The sequence below is a fragment of the Chryseobacterium sp. CBSDS_008 genome, assembly GCF_049959325.1.
Taxonomy (GTDB): Bacteria; Bacteroidota; Bacteroidia; order Flavobacteriales; family Weeksellaceae; genus Chryseobacterium.
This window is the reverse complement of record NZ_CP188202.1, coordinates 1,436,495-1,457,023: the sequence shown is the minus strand read 5'-3', so window position 1 is coordinate 1,457,023 and position 20,529 is coordinate 1,436,495. Positions and strand designations below refer to the sequence as shown.

Here is a 20,529-nt window from a genome sequence, read left to right as displayed (position 1 = left end):
TAAAATAAAAAATGCTGCCCACGGGCAGCATTTTTCGATATACGTTTACTTTTATAATATTTGCAGGTCATTAAACTTCTCTGCTCCGAATTTATCCTGAAACTTTTTGAGATAAAAGCTTTTACGCATTTTAAAATCATGCTTCAGCAACGGAGAATTTATGGTGATAATAATACATTCTTTTTCAATATTGACACTTCTTATTTCTTTAAAAAGGCTTTCGTCAAGATACTCTTCAAGGAAATCCTTAATGTCAAATGCAATAAGCTTATGTTCAAAGCCATAAATTCTGGCAAAAGATTTTACCAGTTCGGAGGATTGATATTCACGTTTTTTCTTCTTCATAGTTGGGACGGGTTTCGGGTTGCGTGATTCGGGTTATGGAATTCAGGTTTTGGGTTTCGAGTTTTGGTTCTGTTTTTTTATTGTAAATTGTTTTTATTCCAATTTTCTATGACCCATTTTTTATAAATATTGATCTTTCCACCTAATATGTTGTATTCATTTCTTAAAGTTTAAATTCTAAGGTAAAATAGAATATAATATCATAATTTTTTCCAAATGATTAATTGTTTCATCATTACTTGCATGGTTATAAATCAGGAAGCGAATGTAATCATTTTTATAGGATGATCTTCCATAGCCTTCTACAATATTCGTAATCACTGAATCGGAAGATCTTCTCAGCTGGCTGCCTAATTCAAAAAGTTCATATTTAGGGAGAAAAAGTGATTCCGAATTACACCTCAAAAATGATACTTTCCTCATTAATCTTCTTCACTACACTTTCAGTTCTTTCCCTATGAGTATCCGTAATGAAAATCTGACCAAAGCTTTCTTTATTCACCAATTCAATCAATTGTGAAACCCTGGTATCATCAAGTTTATCAAAAATATCATCCAGTAAAAGGATAGGTGTTTTTTTGGTAAGCTCCTTCACAAGACTCATTTGGGCCAGTTTCAACGAAATCAGAAAAGATTTCTGCTGCCCCTGGGAACCTGTTTTTTTGATTAAAATATTGTCCATTTCGAAAAGGAGATCATCCTTATGAATGCCTTTTGAAGTATAGGTCAGCATACGGTCTTTTTCGAGGCTTTCCTTTAAAAGATTTTCAAAAGAATCTTCCAGTAAATGGGATTCATAAATAACAGAGACGATTTCTTTACCACCGGAAATAATCTGATAGAAATTCTTAACAATAGGGTTGAGCTGTTCTACAAACTCTTTTCTTTTCTTAAAGATTTTAGTCCCGAATCTGGTGATCGGGTCATCATAGATTTCCAGTGAATCTTTATCCCAGGTTCTGTTCTTGGCAAAATACTTAAGCAAAGCATTTCGCTGCTGAATGGTCTTCTGATATTGGATCAGGTCAAAAAGATATTCAGAATCTGTCTGGGAAATCATAGAATCCAGAAACTTCCGTCTGCTCTCCCCGGAATCTGAAATAAGATTGGAGTCATAGGGCGATATCATTACGCTGGGAAGATAGCCGATATGATCCGCAAGCCTGTCATAGCTTTTATCATTCTTTTTGATTACCTTTTTAGCTTCTTTGGGCTGGGTAATTCTGATCATATCTTCGCTGTCTTCATTCTGAATTTCAGCATCAATGGTAAAAAAGTCTTCCTCTTTTTTTATATTGTTAAGATCTGTATTTCCTAAAAAGCTTTTTCCTACCGATAAATAATGCAAAGCATCCAGAATATTGGTTTTTCCTACACCGTTATTACCCACAAAACAGTTGATCTGCGGGGAGAATTCAAATTTTTTCTCAGAATGGTTTTTGAAATTGTAGAGGGAAAGCTTCTTGATAATCATTCGTCAAAAATACTTCATTATTAGTAAAAATAAAAAAGGAAGTGCGGAACAAGTTTCCACCCCGAACGAAAAATAGGCGTCATCTCTTTTATTTTCAGAGAAATAAATAAAAATATAAGTTATAATGCCTGCCATAAAAAAAGCAAGCGCATATTGAAATTCGAGATAAAAAATTGAGATTATACTGCTGATGAAAACAAGTGCGTAGGCAATATATTTGGTATTCTGTACCCCTATCAGCATGGGAAAGGTTTTTACCGTATCACTGTTCATATCCCGGATATCAAAAGGAAGAACAAGTGCGGTGATAAAGAAAAAACTGATCAGAAAGATAGGCATACTGAAATCCGGCAGCGTAAGCCAGCAATTGACCAGAGCCCAAACCAATCCTACGTAAAAAACCTTCAGTAAAGGGATTTTCCGGATATAGACATCGAGAAAAAAGCTGTTGTAAAGCAATCCCAGCACAACAATGATAAACCATTTCAAAAGCCTTATTTCATTATGATTGTGAATGATCAAAAAAGCACAGGCAATTCCTGCAATGGCATTTAAGACCAGTATTTTGAAAAAATGCCTGGTATATTGGTATTTAGTATACAGATAACCACTGAAATAAGTAATGAAAATAAGTGCAAAAGTAGGGAAACGGAATGTGTTTTGCTCTTTCATGAAAAATACCGCAAAAAGAGTTCCCATAAGGGAAACATACACCTGGCTGTCGATGACAGTTTTTTTCAGTATTTTTAAGAAGTTCATTTATCAAAATTAATATATATGAAAAGATTTTCCAAGATTTTTCTGCTTTTGCTTATAATGCTTAGCCTTTCAACGGTATCTGCACAAAAATATTACGATACCCAATGGAAAAAAGTGGCTGATAATAGTGCAAAAGGGGCTTATAAATCTAATCTTCCCATTATTTTAGACATACAAAAACAAGCCATGAAAGAAAATAATGCCTTCGAGCTGATCCGTTCCCTGAAAGCGGAATTCAGTATTGTAAACCAAACGGTGGATGATGATCAGAATGATTCCGCTTCTCAATTTTTCAAAAAACTTAAAGAGTCGGAAGGAAAAGTGAGCGGAGATGGAAAGTTGGTATACAAAGTTCTGCTGAATGGCTTTTTCATGGATTATTACAACCAGAATTCATGGAAAATAAACGGAAGAACCAATATCAACTCTCAGGACATTTCACAGATTGAAACCTGGAGTAAATTAGATTATAAAAACTATCTGACAAAAAGTTTCGGGGAGCTTGATCAGGAAAAGCCTGAAATGAAAAAGGTTTCTTTGGAAAAATATAAGAACATATTTTCAGGACCGGGTGATATAGCCTATTTTCCAACATTGTCGGATTGGTATGCATTGAAAAAAATAGAATTTCTGTCTGAAAACAATATTTTCACCAAAAATGAACTGGCAGCCAACCGTACGGTAATCAACACAATTTATGAAGAACTGATTGCTCAGAATACCGGAAATTCAAAGCTGTACTTCATGAAGGAAAAGATTACAGAGAACTGTAACTTCAATCATTGTAAAGATAAACTTGAGCAGCTTCAGAATCTTTTGAAATCTGATGTAGAAGGAGATTATAAAGTGGTGGTCATGGGAGATATCATGGATGAGCTTGTTAACAGGAAAAAACCTAAAGAAGCCCTTGCAATAGCTGCTCAGGCTAAAAGTGAATATCCTAAATCTCCTTTCCTGGAGAATATCAAAAGCAGAGAAGCTCAGATTGTCAATCCATATCTGACTCTCAAATACGAATCTCAGACACAAAATAATCTGCCGGTTCATTTTGTGGCAGAATATCAGAATGTATCAGAATTTACCCTGAATATTTATGAAGTGAAAGACGATTTTACATCATTGCTTCAATATGTTGCGAACTCCTATTCCAATACCTTCGGAAAACTGAAAAAGAATCTGGTAAGGAAAGAAATATTCCAGCTTCCTGATCCTAAGGATTATCAGAACCATAAAACTTCACTGGAAGTTAAACCGCTTCCGTCGGGAATATATGTGGCCGAATTCATGGTGGCAGGAGCTGATATGAAAGATATGGATTCCAGGCAGAATTTTTACTTTCTGGTTTCAGGAAACAGGATTATTTATCAGTCTAAAACAGACAGAAATCCTCTTTCCGATGAGCTGAAACTGGTTAATAGTGAAACTGGAAAAACTTTAGCGAATGAAGGAATTAGATTTTATGAATTTGTCTCCAATAAAACGCTAAATACAATAGAAGGAACAACCAATGCAAACGGTGTGTTTAAGTTTCCTTCCACAGACAGCAAAGATTATTACAGAACTTTCCTGATCCAGCAGCCTAAGACAAATGATTTCCAGATCATGCAGGTCTATGGAAACAGAGGATTTGCTGAAGATTATAATCCGAACAAACAAACCCGATCAACTGCTCAGATTTTCATTGACAGAGGGATTTATCGTCCCGGGCAGACTGTTTATTTCAAGGTGATCAATACCAGAATGAATAAAGAAGTGGAAGCCGTTCTTTCAGGATTTAAACAAAAAATAACGTTATTGAATACCAATAGTGAAGAGGTATCTTCACAGGAGTTTACCACCAATGAATTTGGATCTTATCATGGAAGCTTCATTCTTCCGAAAGGAAAGCTGAACGGTAATTTTTACCTGAGAATAGAAGGAGAAAGCCAGGGATATAAAAATTTCAGGGTAGAAGAATACAAAAGACCTAAATTTGAAGTAACCTTTGACCCTGTAAAAGAAGAATACAAATATGGCCAGACAATAGAGCTGAAAGGAAAAGCGGTTATGTTTTCCGGTGTTCCGCTGAGCAATACCACGGTGAACTACGAAATTAAAAAACAGAATATCAGATGGAGATATTTCAGCTGGTATCCGCAGAATGATGATAATGAAAACTCAATGCTGGGTGAAGCAAAAACCAATGAAAAAGGAGAGTTTACGATTCGTCTGGAACTTAAAAAAGATGAACAACTGGAGGGAATTCAGATTGATAACTATGCTGTCAATGCTTCTGTGACAGACATCAATGGAGAGACACAAACAGCCAATACACAATTGAAAGTGGCCTCTGTTTCACACTATATTCAGGCTGAAAATATCAGCAATACTTTTGTGAATGAAGATGTAAAAATAAAAGTTGAAACCAAAAATTATAATGACCAAAATCTTAAAAAGCCGTATCAGGTTAAACTATCGAAGCTAACCGCTCCGGACAGGATTTTCAGGAATAACTTTAAGTCTGATGTTCAGAACCTTCCGAAATATTCAAAAGAAGAATTTATCAGCAAGTTTCCGCATGATCTTTTTGATAAAAATGATGAGATCAGAAACTGGAAAACAGAAAAAGTGCTGCTAGAAAAGCAACAGCAGCCATCCACTGACAATGCTCAACTTGCAACAGTCCTTGATTTAGGAAAACTTGAAGCGGGAGATTATCAGCTGGAACTGTTCAATAGAGAAGGAAAAGACACCATAAAAACGTCTCAGTATTTCAGTGTTTGGGATAAAAAAGCTTTACAGCCAACCCAGAAAACTTTCCTTACGGTGATCGCTCCAAAAGAAGAATTGTCAAGAGAAACAAAAGCTAAAGTCTATGTTTTCTCAGCAGTTCCTGACGCATTAGTGAATGTTTTTGTGCAGGATGGATCCGGGAAAACCGTTTCAGAAATTCATCAGATGAAAAAAGGAATATTGGAATACACCGTTGAAATTCCTAAGGATAAAAGTGTATCAGATCTGAACCTTCAGTTTCAGCTGGTGGCATTCAATGATGTAAATACACAGTCTGTTTCATTAAAAATAAAAGACACGGAAAAACCTTTGAAAATCGAAACGGTAACCTTCAGAGATAAGCTTGAACCGAACGCTAAGGAAAAATGGACAGTAAAAGTAACCGGAAATGATAAGGAAAAGATCAATGCAGAGGTATTGGCCAATATGTACGATATGTCCCTGGATCAGTTTGCTTCCAATAGCTTTAACTGGAGAAAACTATACACTCCATTTGTAATGATGACTTCTTATGGGATCAGCAATTACCTGCAGCAGCAAAGTTATCAGAAAAGATTAGGATATTTCGAAGACAGATATGTGCAGTTGCCACAGTTTAATTGGTTGGATGGAAGGTTTGGTATGGAATGGGATTCTGATGGCGATGGTATTACTGATAAAGATGATGCTTGTCCTACTGTTCCGGGATCTTCTCAATATAATGGTTGCCCTAAACCTAAGAGTGTAACTGCTTCAGAAGTTACAAGCTACAGGGCTATGAGAAATGCGAAGGTGGCTCTTCCAGCTGCTCCTATAGCGAAAGAAGAAGCTACGGAAACAGATGCAGTAGCTTCTAATGCAGGCGGAGTGTTGGATGGTGTAGCAAAAGAACTTGATAAAGTGGCAGTTCGACAAAATCTGAATGAAACAGCCTTTTTCTATCCGGATCTTAAGACCGATGTCGAAGGAAATGTAAGCTTCGAATTCACCTCTCCGGAAGCACTGACAAAATGGAAACTGATGTTCCTTGCCCACACCAAAGATGCAAGAGCAGCTACGTTGGAAAAAGAAGTGGTAACCCAGAAAGAATTCTCTGTAACACCCAACTATCCGAGATTCCTGAGAGAAGGAGATGAGTTGAACCTACAGTCGAAACTATCCAACCTTACTGATAAAAAGCTGAACGGTTCTGCCGAATTACAGATTCTGGATGCCTTTACCAATGAAAATATTTCTTCAAAATTTGGCGTTACTTCCGGAGTACAAAACTTCAGTTTGAATGAAAACGGAAGTAACGCACTGACATGGAAATTGAAAGTTCCTGACAATGTTTCTTCAATTATTTTTAAAGTGGTTGCCAAAGCAGGAGCTTATTCAGATGGTGAACAACAGGCCGTAGCTGTATTGCCCAACAGAATGCTGGTTACAGATGCCGTTCCGGTTTTTGTGAAAGAGGGCGAAACCAAAACATTTGTACTGGATAACCTTAAAAATAATACATCTGCAACAGCTTCTAATGTTTCCAATACGTTAGAACTGACGACGAATCCGATCTGGGAGATCATGTTTGCCCTTCCAGGTCTGAAGAATGATCAGAATAATTCTGCGGATGTCATCTTCAATAAATGGTTTGCGGATGTGCTGGCGTCAGAAATATTCAAAGCCAATCCGAAAATGAAAACGATTTTTGAAGAATATCAGAACAAAGGATTATTAAATTCAAATCTTGAAAAAAATCAGGAGCTGAAACAGTTGCTGCTGGAAGAAACTCCTTGGGTGCTGGAAAGTAAAAACGAAGGCGAGCAGATGCAGAAACTGGCATTATTATTCGATGTCAATACAATGAAGAACTCTATCAATCAGGATTGGGATGATTTCAAAAAACTGCAGAATCCTGACGGCGGATTCTCCTGGTATCCTGGCTACCCAAGTTCTTACGGAACGTCATTATATACCCTTAAAAATTTAGGGAAAATCAATTCCTGGTTGAAAGATCATGTGAAAGACTATCAAAGTGCAGATCAAAAAGATCTGGTGGCTAAATTGGTCCAGTATCTAGACAATGAGGTGAATAAATATTTTGATGTGAAGAAAGGGAATGTCTGGAACAATTGGGCTATGGATTATTTGGACACCAGAAACTATTGGGAACAGCAATATCCTTTGAAAGGAAAAGGGGCTACCCTGAAAACACGGGTAAAACAAAAAGCAAAAACAGCGAAGATCACAGATTTCACATTCTTCGGACTTCACCGTGCAGCATTATTGATGAATAATTATGGACTGAAAGATGTATCTGATAAATTAATGACCTACCTGAAGGAAACTTCCACAGATACGAAAACACAAGGAGTCTATTGGAAACAAAACCTCAACGATTGGGGATGGTTCGGTTCAAAAGTGGTCAACCATGCCGGAGCATTGGAAGCTTTCAATACATTAAAACCTAACGATCAAAACTTTATTGAAGACATGAAAATCTGGCTGGTCACCCAGAAAGAAGTTAATTCATGGGGAAGCTCAAGAGGTACTGCGGAAGTGATCTTTACGATTTTGAATTCAGGAAAATCATGGACCGGGGCAGAAAGTGATAAAGCTACTATCATTTGGGGCGGAAAAGAAGTGACTCCTCAGACACAGGCTACAGGCTACGTAAAATCAACTTTGAAACCAGAGGCTGTAGATAAAAACTTAGCAACCGTAACCGTTACAAAACCAGGTCCCGGAATTGTTCAGGGAGGATTATTCTGGCAGTATTATGAAGATCTTGACAAAATCAAATCTTCAGAAAACTACATTTCTGTAACGAAAGAACTCTATAAAAAAGTGAAAACCGTAAACGGAGAAGAACTTCAGAAAATTTCGGCAGAAACACCGTTAAAAGTAGGAGATAAGGTAACCGTTAGAATGATTCTGAACACAGACAGAGCTATGGAATTTATCCATATTAAGGATATGCGGGCAGCAGGATTTGAACCTGTAGATGTATTGTCAGGATACCAGTGGAAAAATAACCTTGGATACTACCAGTCAACCAAAGATGCTTCTACCAACTTTTATATTCAATACATGCCGAAAGGAAAATATGTTTTTGAGTATGATGTAGTAGCGAATGCATCAGGGAAATTCTCTAACGGAATTACAACCATGCAGAATTATTATGCGCCACAGATGAATGCCCATACAAAAGGAACTCATGTGGTAATTTCAGAATAATTTATAAAAGCTGCAGTAAAAATAACTGCAGTTTTTTGTTTATAGATTTCAAGTAAAATAGAATTAAATCGAAAAATCAAACAATTGTTTAATTTTGGAATAGTTTTTGGAATTAAGACAATATAAATTAAAAAAATTATTAAAAGATGAAATTTTCTAAAACTTTAATTACAGGATTGGTATTGATGGCTGGAGTAAATGCTTTTGCACAAAAGAAAGCAGAAAAGTTTGAAAAACTACAGATTGAAATGTTCCCAAAAGCAAAAGAAGGATATAAACAAGTATATATTCAGCTTCCCGTAGCAAAAAACGAAAACGATTTAAAAGTTGAACTTTTTGTAGGAGCAGAAAAAATGTTAGACTGTAACAATTATTTCCTGATGGGAGAAATGAAAACTCAGGATCTTCAGGGTTGGGGATATAACTATTATGAAGTGGAATCCAAAGGAGAAACAGGAGGCACTCTGATGGCTTGTCTGGATAAAAAACTGACTAAAAAGTTTGTTACCTTAAAGCCTGAGATAGTAAGATATAACAGTAAACTTCCGTTGGTATTTTATGTACCGAAAGATATCGAAGTTCGTTACAGAATCTTACGTCCGGATGCTGCCATGAAAAAAGCCGTTCAAAAGTAAATCAGCTTATTATAATAATAGTAAACTCCTCACAGCGATGTGGGGAGTTTACGTTTTTGTTCAGAATAAGAGAACTCGTCATGACCTTGCTGAGTGAAACGCCCTTGAGAACGAATTAAAGCTACCCATAGTGATTTTGAGAACATTGCGTTGTAATATAAGTTTCGGCTGAAGCCAATTGATATTTTAATCTTATTAAACGGACTCCCTTCGACTATGCTCAGGATAATAATCCGTTCCTATTGAATATGATCTCTCACGGATTTTGCTGATTGTACAGCTCGTTTTTTCAAAGTTTATCCACTCCGTTTGTCATTCCGCAGGAATCCAGCCTCCAAAATTTAAAATATAAAGAGAATAAGTCCAATTTTATTCAATAGAAATGGCTTTAGCCCATTTATTAAATAATGTAAATTCCTTTGGCTTTAGCCTAAACTTACACTCCGTTTTACATTGTCGTTCTACAGAAACCAGCTTCCAAAATTCAAATTTGGTTTTTCAAATAAAATATTGTTTTATGCCTTTATTCCTTCAAAAAACCACAATAAAAATACCGTAAAAAAAATAGAGTTACCTGCTTTTTCAAAATTTTTTAGGATTTAATAACATTTAAACGCTTCGTCCAAAACTTTATTTTTAAAGGGTTAAAACTTAAACATATTTTAAACTAAGTTTAAATTCACTACTTTGTAGAATTATCTTTAAGGATTTTATCTTTTTTTGCATTATATTTGTTATAAACATAAACCATGAAAAACAATTTATTGATTTTTACGTTTAGTTTTTTTGCTTTCCCCGCTTTTGGCTGGGCACAGTCTGCGCCGGATTTTAAAGAACTTCTGGATAGTGCTATGGTTCGGGATTCGAACCTTAAAATGCAGATTACCCAAAACAAACTTACCGATCTTGACGAACACAAGCTCAAAGATATCTTTCTTCCAACCCTGGAACTGAGTGGTAAGGCTGGTTATCTTAACGGAACAGCAAGACTTACGTCACCGGAATTCAATCTCGCACCCTTTATTACTATTCCGGAAGGGGCATTCAACAACAATTTCAATGTATCCGGATTTTCAGGTATTGCAAAAGCAGATGCCAAAATGCTTCTGTATTCAGGAGGAAAGGTTAAATACATGAAAAAAGCGGTGGAAGAAAAGAAAAAATCTGAAGATATCCTTTTGGAGAAAACAAGAGACGAAGTTATTGCAGCTATTTCTAAAGCGTATGACCAGTTAGCCCTGATTCATCAATCTAAAAAGGTGCTGGATGAAAGTAAAAAAAGACTGGATATCAACAGGAAAACAGCAGATAAAGCTCTTGGTTACGGATTGATTACTCCTTACGACCATAAGAAAATTGAACTGGCTCAGGCAACCCTTGATGCTAAAATGGTAGAATATGAAGGGAAAAAAGAACTTCTTCTCACCCAGCTTTATATTTTAACAGGCATCAACAGGGACAGGCTCAGAATGATAGATCCGGTACTTTCTCCGGTAGAGCTGCTTGCTGCAGAAAAAGGAATAGAGCAGAGAGCTGAAATCAGGGCGCTGGAACATGGAATCAGTGCTGCAGATTATAAAATAAAAGCCGAAAGAACATGGATGATCCCCAAGGTACAGCTGATGGCCTCCGCCTATTATATCGGATTATACGGAAACAGAATCAAGTCTTCAGAAAATATTATTCCGGCAGTTCCGATACTTGGATATGAAGGAAAAAAACTGGACTGGAGGCCTAATAATATCAATGTATTTCCATTGATTACGGCAGGTGTAGGGTTTAAATGGGAGATTTTCGATGGTAAGGAAGGAAAACACGCCGAAGAAACAGCCAAAGTTGGAAAAGAAGTCCTTCAGAACCAGAAAGAAGATGCACTGAAAAAACTGACGCTGAATCTGGCTAATAATCAGACCAATTATGATATTGCTTCCGCACAGATTACGTTGAAGGCTAAAGAAAAAGAACTCGCAAAAAATGCACTCGTACAGGCAGAAAAAGAATTCAGATACGGAATGAGTAAATCTTCACAGCTCATTGATGCGGAAAATGACCTTGAAGCGGCTGAACTGGAATATCAGAATGCCATTTTCAACCAGAGAAGAGCGGGAATAGAACTGATGAGGTCTACCCAGGAGCTGGATATCACCAAATTTTATTTAATCCCTTAAAAATTTAAATGATGCATAAAAATATATCTATACTCTTCGCTGCTCTGTTTTTGTTGGGGAGCTGTGACAAAAAAAATGAAAAAATCAAAGAACCTGAAGGAAAAACCAAAAAAGATGTAATCTCTTTTGCACCCAAAGTTACCGGAAGGATTTTAAAAATATACGTTACCGAAGGTCAGACCGTGAAAAAAGGTGACACGCTGGCACAGCTTGATGTACCGGAGGTTTCTGCAAAAATAGCGCAGGCTCAGGGAGCTGTAAGTGCTGCCACAGCTCAGGAACAAATGGCTAAAAACGGCGCTACAGCCGATCAGCTGAGACAGCTTCATGCCAAATATAAAGGATTGAAAGAACAATATGAGTTTGCGCAGAAATCCTACAAAAGAGCAAACAATATGTTCCGCGACAGCTTGATGTCACCGCAGGCTCACGATGAAATCTATGCAAAACTGCAGGGTGCAAAAGCCCAATATGATGCTGTAGTGGCAGAACTGGATGATGTAAAAAGAGGAACGCGCTTTGAAAAAGTGGAAATGGCAGCCGGACAGGCATCACAGGCCAAAGGAGCTTTGCAGGAAGCCAATGTTGCCTACTCTGAAAGATACATAATTGCTACCAACGATATGGAGATAGAAACCATAAGCCTGAATACCGGTGAGCTGGCGACGGCAGGTTTTGCCCTGTTCAACGGATATATTCCGGAAAGCACTTATTTCAGGTTTACCATCCCGGAAAGTGCTATTTCAAGATACAAAAAAGGGCAGGAGGTGACGATGCAGGTGGTTTATAATAAAGAAAACATTACAGGAACTATCGTATACATCAAGCAGCTGACGAAGTATGCGGATATTACAACAGCTTACCCAGACTACCAGCTGCAGGATGCAATTTACGAGATCAAGGTAAAACCCAAAGACATGAATAAGGCTAAAAGTATTTTGGTCAATGCCAATGTAATCCTTAAATAAAATGAAACAGAACGGATGGAGCTTCAAGTAAGTTTCATTTTGTTCTTCAAAACATAAAAATATACAGATGAAAGAATTTTTCCGTCTTTTAAAACGAGAGTTCAAACTTTTTATCGGCAATTCTACCTTAAGGACGGTGTTCTTTTTGGCACCGGTTTTCTATGCAACCTTGCTGGGATTTGTCTACAAAAGCGGAAAAGTTGAAAATACGCCCGTATTGGTAGTCGACAGGGATAATACGCCCTTATCCAACCAATTGACGGAAATGCTGGATGATAATAAAAGCATCAGGATTATCAGATATCTGCAGGAACCTTTAAGCATCAAAGATGAAGTGATCAGGCACGAGGCGGCGGCTGTAGTCATTATTCCCTCAAGGTTTGAAGGGGATATGCTTCAGAAAAAATATCCTGAGCTGAATGTTTATATCAATACAGGGAATGTTTTAACGGCAAATTTTGCTTCCAAAGCACTCCAGCTGACCATAGGAACATTCTCTGCCGGAGCTTCCATTAAAGCGCTTCAGAAAGCAGGAATGCCTGCAGCAAAGGCTGCTACACAATATGAACCATTCAAAGCCAATTATATAACCCTCTTCAATACAACAGGAAACTACCTTATCTTTATGTGGCCCGCAATGCTGGCAGTAGTATTACAGCAGGTAATTCTGTTGGCGATGGCGGTAAGTTTTGCTGCTGAATTTGAAAGAGGATCTTTCGTAAAAGAATACCTGAAAATGAAAAAATGGGCTTTTCCAACAATGCTTATTAAGGTCATTCCGATCTGGGTGTTTTCTATTCTCATAGTCGGTATTTATTACTTTATGCATATGATTTTCAGGGTTCCGATGCCGGAAGGGATTCTCAATTTTATTCTTCTGACTGCAGTTTTCGTGGGATCGGTTTCATTTTTGGGTGTATTTATCAGTATCCTGATTCCTGATGCGTTGAAGGCTACACAGATTCTTATGGTCATTGCTTCACCGGCTTTCATTATCAGTGGTTTTACATGGCCTTTGAGTGCAATGCCAGCCTTTGTACAGTTTATTGCGAATATTATTCCGTTAACTCCCTTCTTACAGGCTTTCAAAATTTTATTAATTCATAAAGGGTCTGTAGAACTTACATTTCCATACCTGAAACACTTAAGTGTTCTTTTAGTGGTATATGCCATTATAGGCTGGATTGCTTTAAAGATCAAACTTTGGTTTATTTTTAAAAAATCTACACCACAGGAAATCGAGGTTGAGAATACTTCTCTGGAGGAGGGCGAGTAGTTTTTGAGTTACTTGTTAATTTGTTGCTGGTTACTGGTTTTTTCGTTTCTAGTTGTTAGTTGCTGGTTTCTAGTTTCCGGATGGTTGGTTATTGGTTATGAGTAATTATATTAAATCATTCAAAATAATAACAACAAAAAATAAGTCCAAAAGGTAATCCATATCATCTAAACTCACATTCTCAAACCCCACATCCCCGCATTATTTCTCAATCTTCATCCTTACAATTAATCACATTTCCGCAACTAGCAACCCGTAACCAGCAACCAATAACCCGGTAACTCAAATATCGTACCCCATACCCCTCAATTTTTTCGCACAACAATAAAATCAAGCAAAAAAACTGATATATTTGTCTAGTAAAATAGAAATTATATGGAAAATGTATTTGATGCAAAAGATGCTCAAAACTATATTGATAGAATAAACAGATTGGTGGAAGATACCCATGGCTTATGGGGAAAAATGACGGTAGACCAAATGCTGGCACACTGCTGTATAACCTATGAAATGGTTTATGAACCCGAAAAACATAAAAAACCGGGATCTATTGCAAAATTTATATTGAAGACTTTTGTAAAACCTAAAGTTGTAGGAGAAAAAGCATACCCGAGAGATTCTCCTACAGCACCGCAGTTTTTGATAACTACCAGGAAGAATTTTCATGAAGAAAAAGTAAGACTGATCGGTTTTATTCAGAAAACACAGCAATTGGGAGCAGATGCTTTTGATGGCAAAGAATCTTTCTCTTTCGGGAAATTAAGTGCTCAGGAGTGGAATAATATGTTTGCCAAACATCTGAACCACCACCTTGCACAATTTGGCGTTTAAAAATCACACCATATGAAAAAACTTTTATTACTTCTCATTCTTGCTGCCAATTTTGTATTAGGACAGATGCCGGATATTTCAAATACCTGGCTGAACAACAGCAAGCCTTACATAGGAACTATCGGAAATAAAGGGCAGGAGCTGAAACTGAAAATCAATATTTCTGAACAGAATAAAAAAAATGACCAGGAGTATTTTGTTTCAGGATATTCTCTTGTGGATACCAGTTATGCAAAATTTGAAGGAAAAATTATCATTTCAAAATATAAAGATTCCAAGAAGCAGGGAACCGTATTTGGGGAATATGAATTTGCCGAAGAGAATAAAGGAAAACATTCCGGACTTTTTAAAGGAAAGTTTGTCTATAACTTTAAATGGAACAAGAAAACAGAAAAAATTGAAGGACAATCTATTGGGTTCACTGGCAACTGGAAAAGTTATGACGGAACTCTGGAGTTTACCACCCAATTAAAAAACCAATAATCATGCTGAGAAGAATACTGGCAGTATTGGCAGGTCTTATCACGGGATCCATTTGTATTACTGTGGTGGAAAAAATCGGGCATTCATTATATCCTCCACCTCCGGAAGCAGCGGCCGGAGATATGGAAGCATTGAAAATATATGTAGGTCAGGCCCCTTTTATGGCTTTGTTTTTTATCATCATTGCTTATGCTTTGGCAGCTGTGGTTTCCGGGTTTACAGCAACAAAAATTTCAAATGATGGAAAACTTACCGCAGCATTAATCTGCGGGATTATTTTCTTGCTAATGACCCTTTATATGATGATCTCTTTACCGGCTCCAATCTGGTTCTGGATTCTGGGAATCCTCGTTTGGGGATTGATTTTCCCGGGTTATAAACTCGCATTAAAAAAATAGAAATATGAAATTAGGCGCTTTTTCAATCAGCTTAAGTGTAAAAGATCTTCAGAAATCCAGAGACTTTTATGAGAAGCTTGGCTTTACAACAATGGCAGGAACTGCAGAACAGAATTACCTGATTATGAAAAACGGATCTACACTGATAGGGCTTTTTCAGGCTATGTTTGACGGAAACATGCTTACTTTCAATCCGGGATGGGATGAAAATGCACAGAATCTTGAATCTTTTGATGACGTGCGCGTAATTCAGAAAAAATTAAAAGAAAACGGAGTGGAAATAGGCAGGGAAGCTGATGAAACAACTTCAGGACCTGAACATATCTATCTGAAAGATCCGGACGGCAATATGATTCTTATAGACCAACACAGATAATAATTATAAAACACATGTATGATGAGAACACTTAAAAGATTTTTTTTATTTTTAACCACACTATTAATCATTTTATTAGTTTTGGCTGCTTTTATTCCAGGGGATTGCAAATACGAGAAATCAGTTTCTATTAATGCTCCGGTAGAGAAGGTATGGCAGAATACCAACACTTTAAAGGCAATGGATCAATGGAGTCCATGGAATGACCTTGATCCGGGTATGAAAAAAGACTGGACGGGAACAACGGGGCAGCCGGGAGAAAAAGTTTGCTGGGACAGTAAAAATAAAAATGCAGGAAAAGGCTGTCAGGAATTGAAAAAGTGGATGAGGCAGGTAAAAGAATAGATACGGAAATTAAATTTCTTACTCCTTATGAAAGTGAAGCAAACGCTTACGTAACAGTAGTTCCGGAAGGAAACGGAAGCAAAGCGACATGGGGATTTACCTCGCAGATCCCTTATCCGTTTACTTTGATAAAACTCTTTATGAATATGGAAAAATCCATAGGGAAAGATTACCAGAAAGGACTTTCAAGATTAAAAGCTTTATCTGAAAAACCTCAATAAAATACAACTAAACCTTAAAAAACAAAACAATTATGGCAACAGTAAACGTTTACCTGACATTCAACGGAAACTGCAGAGAAGCTTTCGATTTCTATAAATCGGTTTTCGGAGGAGAATATCCTTATATCGGAACATTTGGAGAAATGCCTCCAATGGAAGGAAAAGAAACCCCTGAAGAAGATAAAAACAAGATCATGCACGTTTCACTTCCGATCTCTAAAGAAACAATATTGATGGGAAGCGATACAGGAGGAGAATGGTCTTCTGATTTCAAGACTGGAAATAATTTCGCTATTTCCGTGAACGCAGAATCTAAAGAAGAAGCAGACAAATTATTTGCAGGTCTTTCTGCTGGAGGGAAGGTAACAATGCCAATGGCAGATACTTTCTGGGGAGCTTATTTCGGAATGTTTAGTGATCAATTCGGAATCAACTGGATGGTAAACTATGACGATCCTGCTAAAATGCAGCAGCATCCGTAAAACTGATTTTTGTATTCAAAATACTGAAAACCGACAGACACCTGTCGGTTTTTTTTAATATTTAAGCTGCTTGTAAGGCATTGTTTTCAATTCCTTTTAATGACTTTACAGCTTGCTGATTCTGTTGTGATAAGGTAAATTCCGTCCGGCAGTCCGGTAATATCAAACTTATTTTCACCTTCTACGGCTTCTGCAGATTGTACAAGTTTTCCGGACTGGTCATAGATTGAGACTTTGCCGTTTATTTTCAGAGTATCCATAAAGAAAACTCCGGAAGTCGGATTAGGATAAATATTCCCTTTGTCGTTCATCGTAGGTTCTGAAATTCCCAGCGTGGAAGTTTTTGACCAGGTAAATGCGTCGAGACACATATAGACATATCCTCCGGTTGATTGCAGCTGGATCTCATCAATTACAGTATTGCTGTTATTCTGATTATTCAGGGTGGAAAGGTCATCGGAGTAAATCCGTTGTGGACGCCTGTTGTTCCCATTGCGGCATTAAATGTTGTATTAAAACCGGAAGTCTTTGTGGTGGTAAACTTGGTGGCTCCTGCTAATTTCCCTGTGATTATAAGCGTTCCTGATGAGGTTGACTGATTTAAAGCCAAATTACTCAGGAATACCCAAAATGTTGATACCGTGAATGAAGAACTGCTTTTTATACTGAATGATGGAGAATTGATATTGGTGGTTCCTGTATTGTCGATGTAGACATTGTCATTCGCTGTTCCGTTCCAGCCGGTATTGGGATAATTGCCTTGTATTCTAAAAGTTCCGGACAGTGAAACGATATTGAATGTATATCCATTGCTGGTAAAATTGGTGCTGCCGCCAGATGAAGTTTCAAAAGTTACAGTGGTTGTCTGTGCACTTGTAGCTGCACCCTTGCTTAGAAAAACAAAGATTGCAAAAAAGATGATTTTTTTCATGATGCAGGTTTTTAAATATTTTACAGTAGATAACAAAAGGTTATCGTTATTGGCTTTTCCTGTAAAGGATACCACAAAGGAACATGGAAATGCAAAGTGATAACAGCGTATTAAATGCCAAATTGAAAAACGGGTAGAAATACGCAGTTTTGCTATTCGTTATTATTATAATTTTGAAAAAAAGAAATATTATGTTAGTTAATGTGAATTTATTTCACGCTATGGTTAGTTTTTTTTCATAACTTGTAATATACAGTTACAGTAACTTTATTCTAAACCTAATATATAATTTAAAACGAAAAAACGATGGAACTACCTACACATGCAGTCTTATTGGAAGATGCCAAAACATGGATCAGCAACTGGGAAAATACAAAAGGTATTGACGGAATATCTATCCGGGCCCACCTTATCCCGGCCAAAGATGTTCATGATATTTTCATTAACGACAAAGGGTTTGCGAGGTATCGGGGATATAATGCAATTACCAACGAAGGGGAATTTAAGTTTCTGCTGGTAGGGGTAGATGCAGATAATAATGATATTGTAGACTATGATAAAGGGTATTATGTATATGATATGACAACTCCTTGTCCAAGCGTATGCTCTGCCACAAAATGGTGGAACCTGTAACCTGAAAAACCGAAGATCATTGGATCATTGGATTGAAATATTGTCATTAATTGGAAAAGGCATTCTGCTGATTAATCTGGCAGTATACGGTATAGGCTTTTCCCGTTCCGGAAAAGCCTGTGCATTTTTTATCAGCTATCTGGCCTGGATATTACTATGCGAAATCGTTTTCTATGTATTGAACTCTCAGAAAATCAATAACCTGTTTTTCTCCCATTATTATCTGATAGGTCAGTTTGTGTTACTCGGGCTGTTCTTTCATGAGATTCTGACGGAAAAATACCAGAAGAAAACAGCACGTACTCTTTTGGTTACCATTCCCATAGTTCTCGTTATACAGTATATGATAGATCCGGAAAAATATTATGTTTTTAACCTATTTGAAATTTTTGTGACGTCTTATTCCATTATAATTCTGGCATTATTTCATTTATATAATATACTGGATACCGAAAAGAAATACAATTATATAAGTCTGGGACTTCTGCTGTATCTGATAAGCAGTACGGTTATATTTCTTTCCGGAAATCTGTATACGGTGATGAACAGGAAACTGCATAAGGAGATATGGGTATTAAATGTGGTCATGTTTATTGTGTACCAGATCTTTATTCTGACAGAATATCTTTCTTCCCGTAGAAAAAATGTGTAATTACTGTTATGATTTTACAAAATGAATGAGAATACAATTATTTCAACCATCGTTTATACCTTTCTGGCATTTACCCTACTGGCTGTTACGCTGATCATCTTTTATTATTTTTCAAATAAGAAAATAACAAGAAATCTGATTCAGAAAAAAGAGCTGGAGGTCAGATACGAGAAAGATCTTACCCATGCTATTATAAGCGCTCAGGAAAAAGAAAGGCTGCGGATTGCCCAGGATCTGCATGATGACATCAGCTCAAAATTAAGTGTGGTTTCTTTAAATATCCATCTCCTGGATTTTGATAATTTGTCAAGAGAAGAATACAATGATCTGAAAAATAAAATAATACATCTGGTCAATAAAACGGCTGAAAGTGCCAGACAGATCTCTCACGATCTGCTTCCGCCAATTTTGGAAAAATTCGGACTGCACGCTGCAATAGATGCCTTATGCTCGGAAATTAACCTGTCCAAAACCCTGCAGGTTACTTACTCCAGCAGTTTATATTTTGCAAAAGCAGAAGATGAAAAAAATTTACATATCTTTAGAATACTTCAGGAGCTCATTAACAATTCCATAAAACACGGTGAAAGCACTCATATTGATATAGAATTTTTGGGAAAAGACGGAAAAAACACCTGTATTTATAAAGATGACGGTAAAGGATTTAATCTTGATGAAAATACATTGAAAGGAGGATTAGGCTTACGAAATATCAGAAGCAGGGTAGAACTGATCAATGGAACACTGAAAATTGAAAGTAAAAGCAATAAAGGAATCGTTGTAGAATTTACATTTTAAATATTGATAAGATGGAAAAGGATATAATTCGTGTAATAACTGTAGACGATGAAGCACTGTTTCGACAAGGAATTGCATTATTGATACAGAGAGAAAAAGATATTGAACTGGTAAGCGATTTTACTAACGGGAAAGAGCTGCTTGATGAGCTTATAACCCTGGAAGAGCTGCCGGATATTATCCTGATGGATCTTAATATGCCTGAAATCAATGGAGTAGAGGCAACCAAGCAAATCCATATCAAATATCCTCAGATCAGGATTATTGCATTGACAAGCTATAATACAAAAGCGTTTATTGTCAATATGATACAGTCGGGAGCCTGTTCCTTTCTTAAAAAAAACTCAAGCCCCGCCGAATTGCTTACTGCCATCCGGGAAGTATACAGTAAAGGCTTCTTTTATAATAATGAAGTTATGGAAGCACTGCACCAAAATCTTACAGAACCCAAAAAGAAAGTTTCCAGTATTTTTGATGCCAGCCATATTTCCAAAAGAGAAAAAGAGGTATTGGAATTAATCTGTAAACAATACAACACTGCTGAAATTGCAGACCGGCTTTTTATAAGTTCAAGAACCGTTGAAGGACACCGTAACAGCCTTCTGCTGAAAACCGGAGCCAAAAATACTGCAGGATTGGTGGTGTATGCCATAGAAAGTAAAATTGCAGATATGAACTATTTAAAAGACCGCTTCGAATAAATATTCATACAGATGTTTTATTAAAAATTAAATGAAATTTATATTTTCTGATTAAATTAGCTTTTGTTTTGAAAAGCAGAACCCAA

22 protein-coding genes are annotated in these 20,529 nt (G+C 36.8%); 16 read left to right on the top strand and 6 right to left on the bottom strand.

Translation table 11 applies throughout. The features are described 5' to 3' along the window. Nucleotides 1–51 precede the first annotated feature (51 nt). The 4 genes from ACP3T3_RS06525 to ACP3T3_RS06510 form a co-directional block, all read right to left on the bottom strand. Nucleotides 52–345, bottom strand: a complete 294-nt coding sequence (locus ACP3T3_RS06525; protein ID WP_426479100.1) for a hypothetical protein — start codon at nucleotides 343–345, stop codon at nucleotides 52–54. A 177-nt stretch (nucleotides 346–522) separates the two neighbouring features. Continuing rightward, on the bottom strand, nucleotides 523–768 hold the full coding sequence (locus tag ACP3T3_RS06520; protein WP_426479099.1) for a four helix bundle protein: 246 nt from the start codon (nucleotides 766–768) through the stop codon (nucleotides 523–525). After that, nucleotides 740–1,819, bottom strand: coding sequence for a DNA replication/repair protein RecF (recF, locus tag ACP3T3_RS06515; RefSeq protein WP_426479098.1), 1,080 nt, complete (start codon nucleotides 1,817–1,819; stop codon nucleotides 740–742). Before recF ends, ACP3T3_RS06520 begins: the two co-directional genes overlap by 29 nt. A 3-nt stretch (nucleotides 1,820–1,822) precedes the next feature. Further along, nucleotides 1,823–2,578, bottom strand: coding sequence for a hypothetical protein (locus tag ACP3T3_RS06510; protein WP_426479097.1), 756 nt, complete (start codon nucleotides 2,576–2,578; stop codon nucleotides 1,823–1,825). Nucleotides 2,579–2,596: 18 nt separating this feature from the next. On the opposite strand from ACP3T3_RS06510, the gene ACP3T3_RS06505 reads away from it, so the two are divergent. From ACP3T3_RS06505 to ACP3T3_RS06450, 12 genes are all read left to right on the top strand, one after another. Beyond that, nucleotides 2,597–8,545, top strand: a complete 5,949-nt coding sequence (locus tag ACP3T3_RS06505; RefSeq protein WP_426479096.1) for an alpha-2-macroglobulin family protein — start codon at nucleotides 2,597–2,599, stop codon at nucleotides 8,543–8,545. A gap of 146 nt (nucleotides 8,546–8,691) precedes the next feature. Beyond that, a complete protein-coding gene (gene eco, locus ACP3T3_RS06500) occupies nucleotides 8,692–9,180 on the top strand; it encodes a serine protease inhibitor ecotin (protein ID WP_426479095.1) in 489 nt (162 codons plus the stop codon). 749 nt (nucleotides 9,181–9,929) lie between these two features. Further along, nucleotides 9,930–11,348 carry a TolC family protein gene (locus ACP3T3_RS06495; protein ID WP_426479094.1) on the top strand — a complete coding sequence of 473 codons (1,419 nt, stop codon included), beginning with the start codon at nucleotides 9,930–9,932 and terminating at the stop codon, nucleotides 11,346–11,348. 11 nt (nucleotides 11,349–11,359) lie between these two features. Beyond that, on the top strand, nucleotides 11,360–12,316 hold the full coding sequence (locus tag ACP3T3_RS06490) for an HlyD family secretion protein (protein ID WP_426479949.1): 957 nt from the start codon (nucleotides 11,360–11,362) through the stop codon (nucleotides 12,314–12,316). A 67-nt stretch (nucleotides 12,317–12,383) separates the two neighbouring features. Further along, nucleotides 12,384–13,592 (top strand): ABC transporter permease, encoded by a 1,209-nt coding sequence (locus tag ACP3T3_RS06485; RefSeq protein ID WP_426479093.1) that lies wholly within the window; start codon nucleotides 12,384–12,386, stop codon nucleotides 13,590–13,592. A 375-nt stretch (nucleotides 13,593–13,967) separates the two neighbouring features. Beyond that, entirely contained in the window at nucleotides 13,968–14,423 is a 456-nt protein-coding gene (locus ACP3T3_RS06480) for a DUF1569 domain-containing protein (RefSeq protein ID WP_426479092.1), read from the top strand. Between the two features lie 12 nt (nucleotides 14,424–14,435). Then, a complete protein-coding gene (locus tag ACP3T3_RS06475) occupies nucleotides 14,436–14,906 on the top strand; it encodes a hypothetical protein (protein WP_426479091.1) in 471 nt (156 codons plus the stop codon). Between the two features lie 2 nt (nucleotides 14,907–14,908). Then, nucleotides 14,909–15,304, top strand: coding sequence for a hypothetical protein (locus ACP3T3_RS06470; RefSeq protein WP_426479090.1), 396 nt, complete (start codon nucleotides 14,909–14,911; stop codon nucleotides 15,302–15,304). Between the two features lie 4 nt (nucleotides 15,305–15,308). Then, complete coding sequence (locus ACP3T3_RS06465) at nucleotides 15,309–15,680, top strand: VOC family protein (RefSeq protein WP_426479089.1); 372 nt, start codon at nucleotides 15,309–15,311, stop codon at nucleotides 15,678–15,680. Between the two features lie 18 nt (nucleotides 15,681–15,698). After that, the gene (locus tag ACP3T3_RS06460; protein ID WP_426479088.1) at nucleotides 15,699–16,025 is read left to right on the top strand and encodes a hypothetical protein; all 327 of its coding nucleotides are present in this window, start codon (nucleotides 15,699–15,701) and stop codon (nucleotides 16,023–16,025) included. After that, the gene (locus ACP3T3_RS06455) at nucleotides 16,001–16,246 is read left to right on the top strand and encodes a hypothetical protein (RefSeq protein WP_426479087.1); all 246 of its coding nucleotides are present in this window, start codon (nucleotides 16,001–16,003) and stop codon (nucleotides 16,244–16,246) included. Before ACP3T3_RS06460 ends, ACP3T3_RS06455 begins: the two co-directional genes overlap by 25 nt. Before the next feature lie 32 nt (nucleotides 16,247–16,278). Continuing rightward, the gene (locus ACP3T3_RS06450) at nucleotides 16,279–16,728 is read left to right on the top strand and encodes a VOC family protein (RefSeq protein ID WP_426479086.1); all 450 of its coding nucleotides are present in this window, start codon (nucleotides 16,279–16,281) and stop codon (nucleotides 16,726–16,728) included. A gap of 86 nt (nucleotides 16,729–16,814) precedes the next feature. Here ACP3T3_RS06450 and ACP3T3_RS06445 read toward each other — a convergent pair whose 3' ends face one another. Next, on the bottom strand, nucleotides 16,815–17,099 hold the full coding sequence (locus tag ACP3T3_RS06445) for a T9SS type A sorting domain-containing protein (RefSeq protein WP_426479085.1): 285 nt from the start codon (nucleotides 17,097–17,099) through the stop codon (nucleotides 16,815–16,817). Between the two features lie 68 nt (nucleotides 17,100–17,167). After that, nucleotides 17,168–17,659, bottom strand: coding sequence for a hypothetical protein (locus tag ACP3T3_RS06440; RefSeq protein ID WP_426479084.1), 492 nt, complete (start codon nucleotides 17,657–17,659; stop codon nucleotides 17,168–17,170). 306 nt (nucleotides 17,660–17,965) lie between these two features. Here ACP3T3_RS06440 and ACP3T3_RS06435 point away from each other — a divergent pair, with 306 nt between their 5' ends. Genes ACP3T3_RS06435 through ACP3T3_RS06420 form a run of 4 tightly spaced genes read left to right on the top strand, consistent with a single transcriptional unit; the run spans nucleotide 17,966 to nucleotide 20,443 of the window. Further along, nucleotides 17,966–18,292 (top strand): hypothetical protein, encoded by a 327-nt coding sequence (locus tag ACP3T3_RS06435; protein WP_426479083.1) that lies wholly within the window; start codon nucleotides 17,966–17,968, stop codon nucleotides 18,290–18,292. Between the two features lie 19 nt (nucleotides 18,293–18,311). Beyond that, entirely contained in the window at nucleotides 18,312–18,944 is a 633-nt protein-coding gene (locus ACP3T3_RS06430; RefSeq protein ID WP_426479082.1) for a hypothetical protein, read from the top strand. Nucleotides 18,945–18,965: 21 nt separating this feature from the next. Further along, nucleotides 18,966–19,742 (top strand): sensor histidine kinase, encoded by a 777-nt coding sequence (locus ACP3T3_RS06425; protein WP_426479081.1) that lies wholly within the window; start codon nucleotides 18,966–18,968, stop codon nucleotides 19,740–19,742. A gap of 11 nt (nucleotides 19,743–19,753) precedes the next feature. After that, nucleotides 19,754–20,443, top strand: coding sequence for a response regulator (locus ACP3T3_RS06420; RefSeq protein WP_426479080.1), 690 nt, complete (start codon nucleotides 19,754–19,756; stop codon nucleotides 20,441–20,443). The last annotated feature ends 86 nt before the right edge of the window (nucleotides 20,444–20,529 follow it).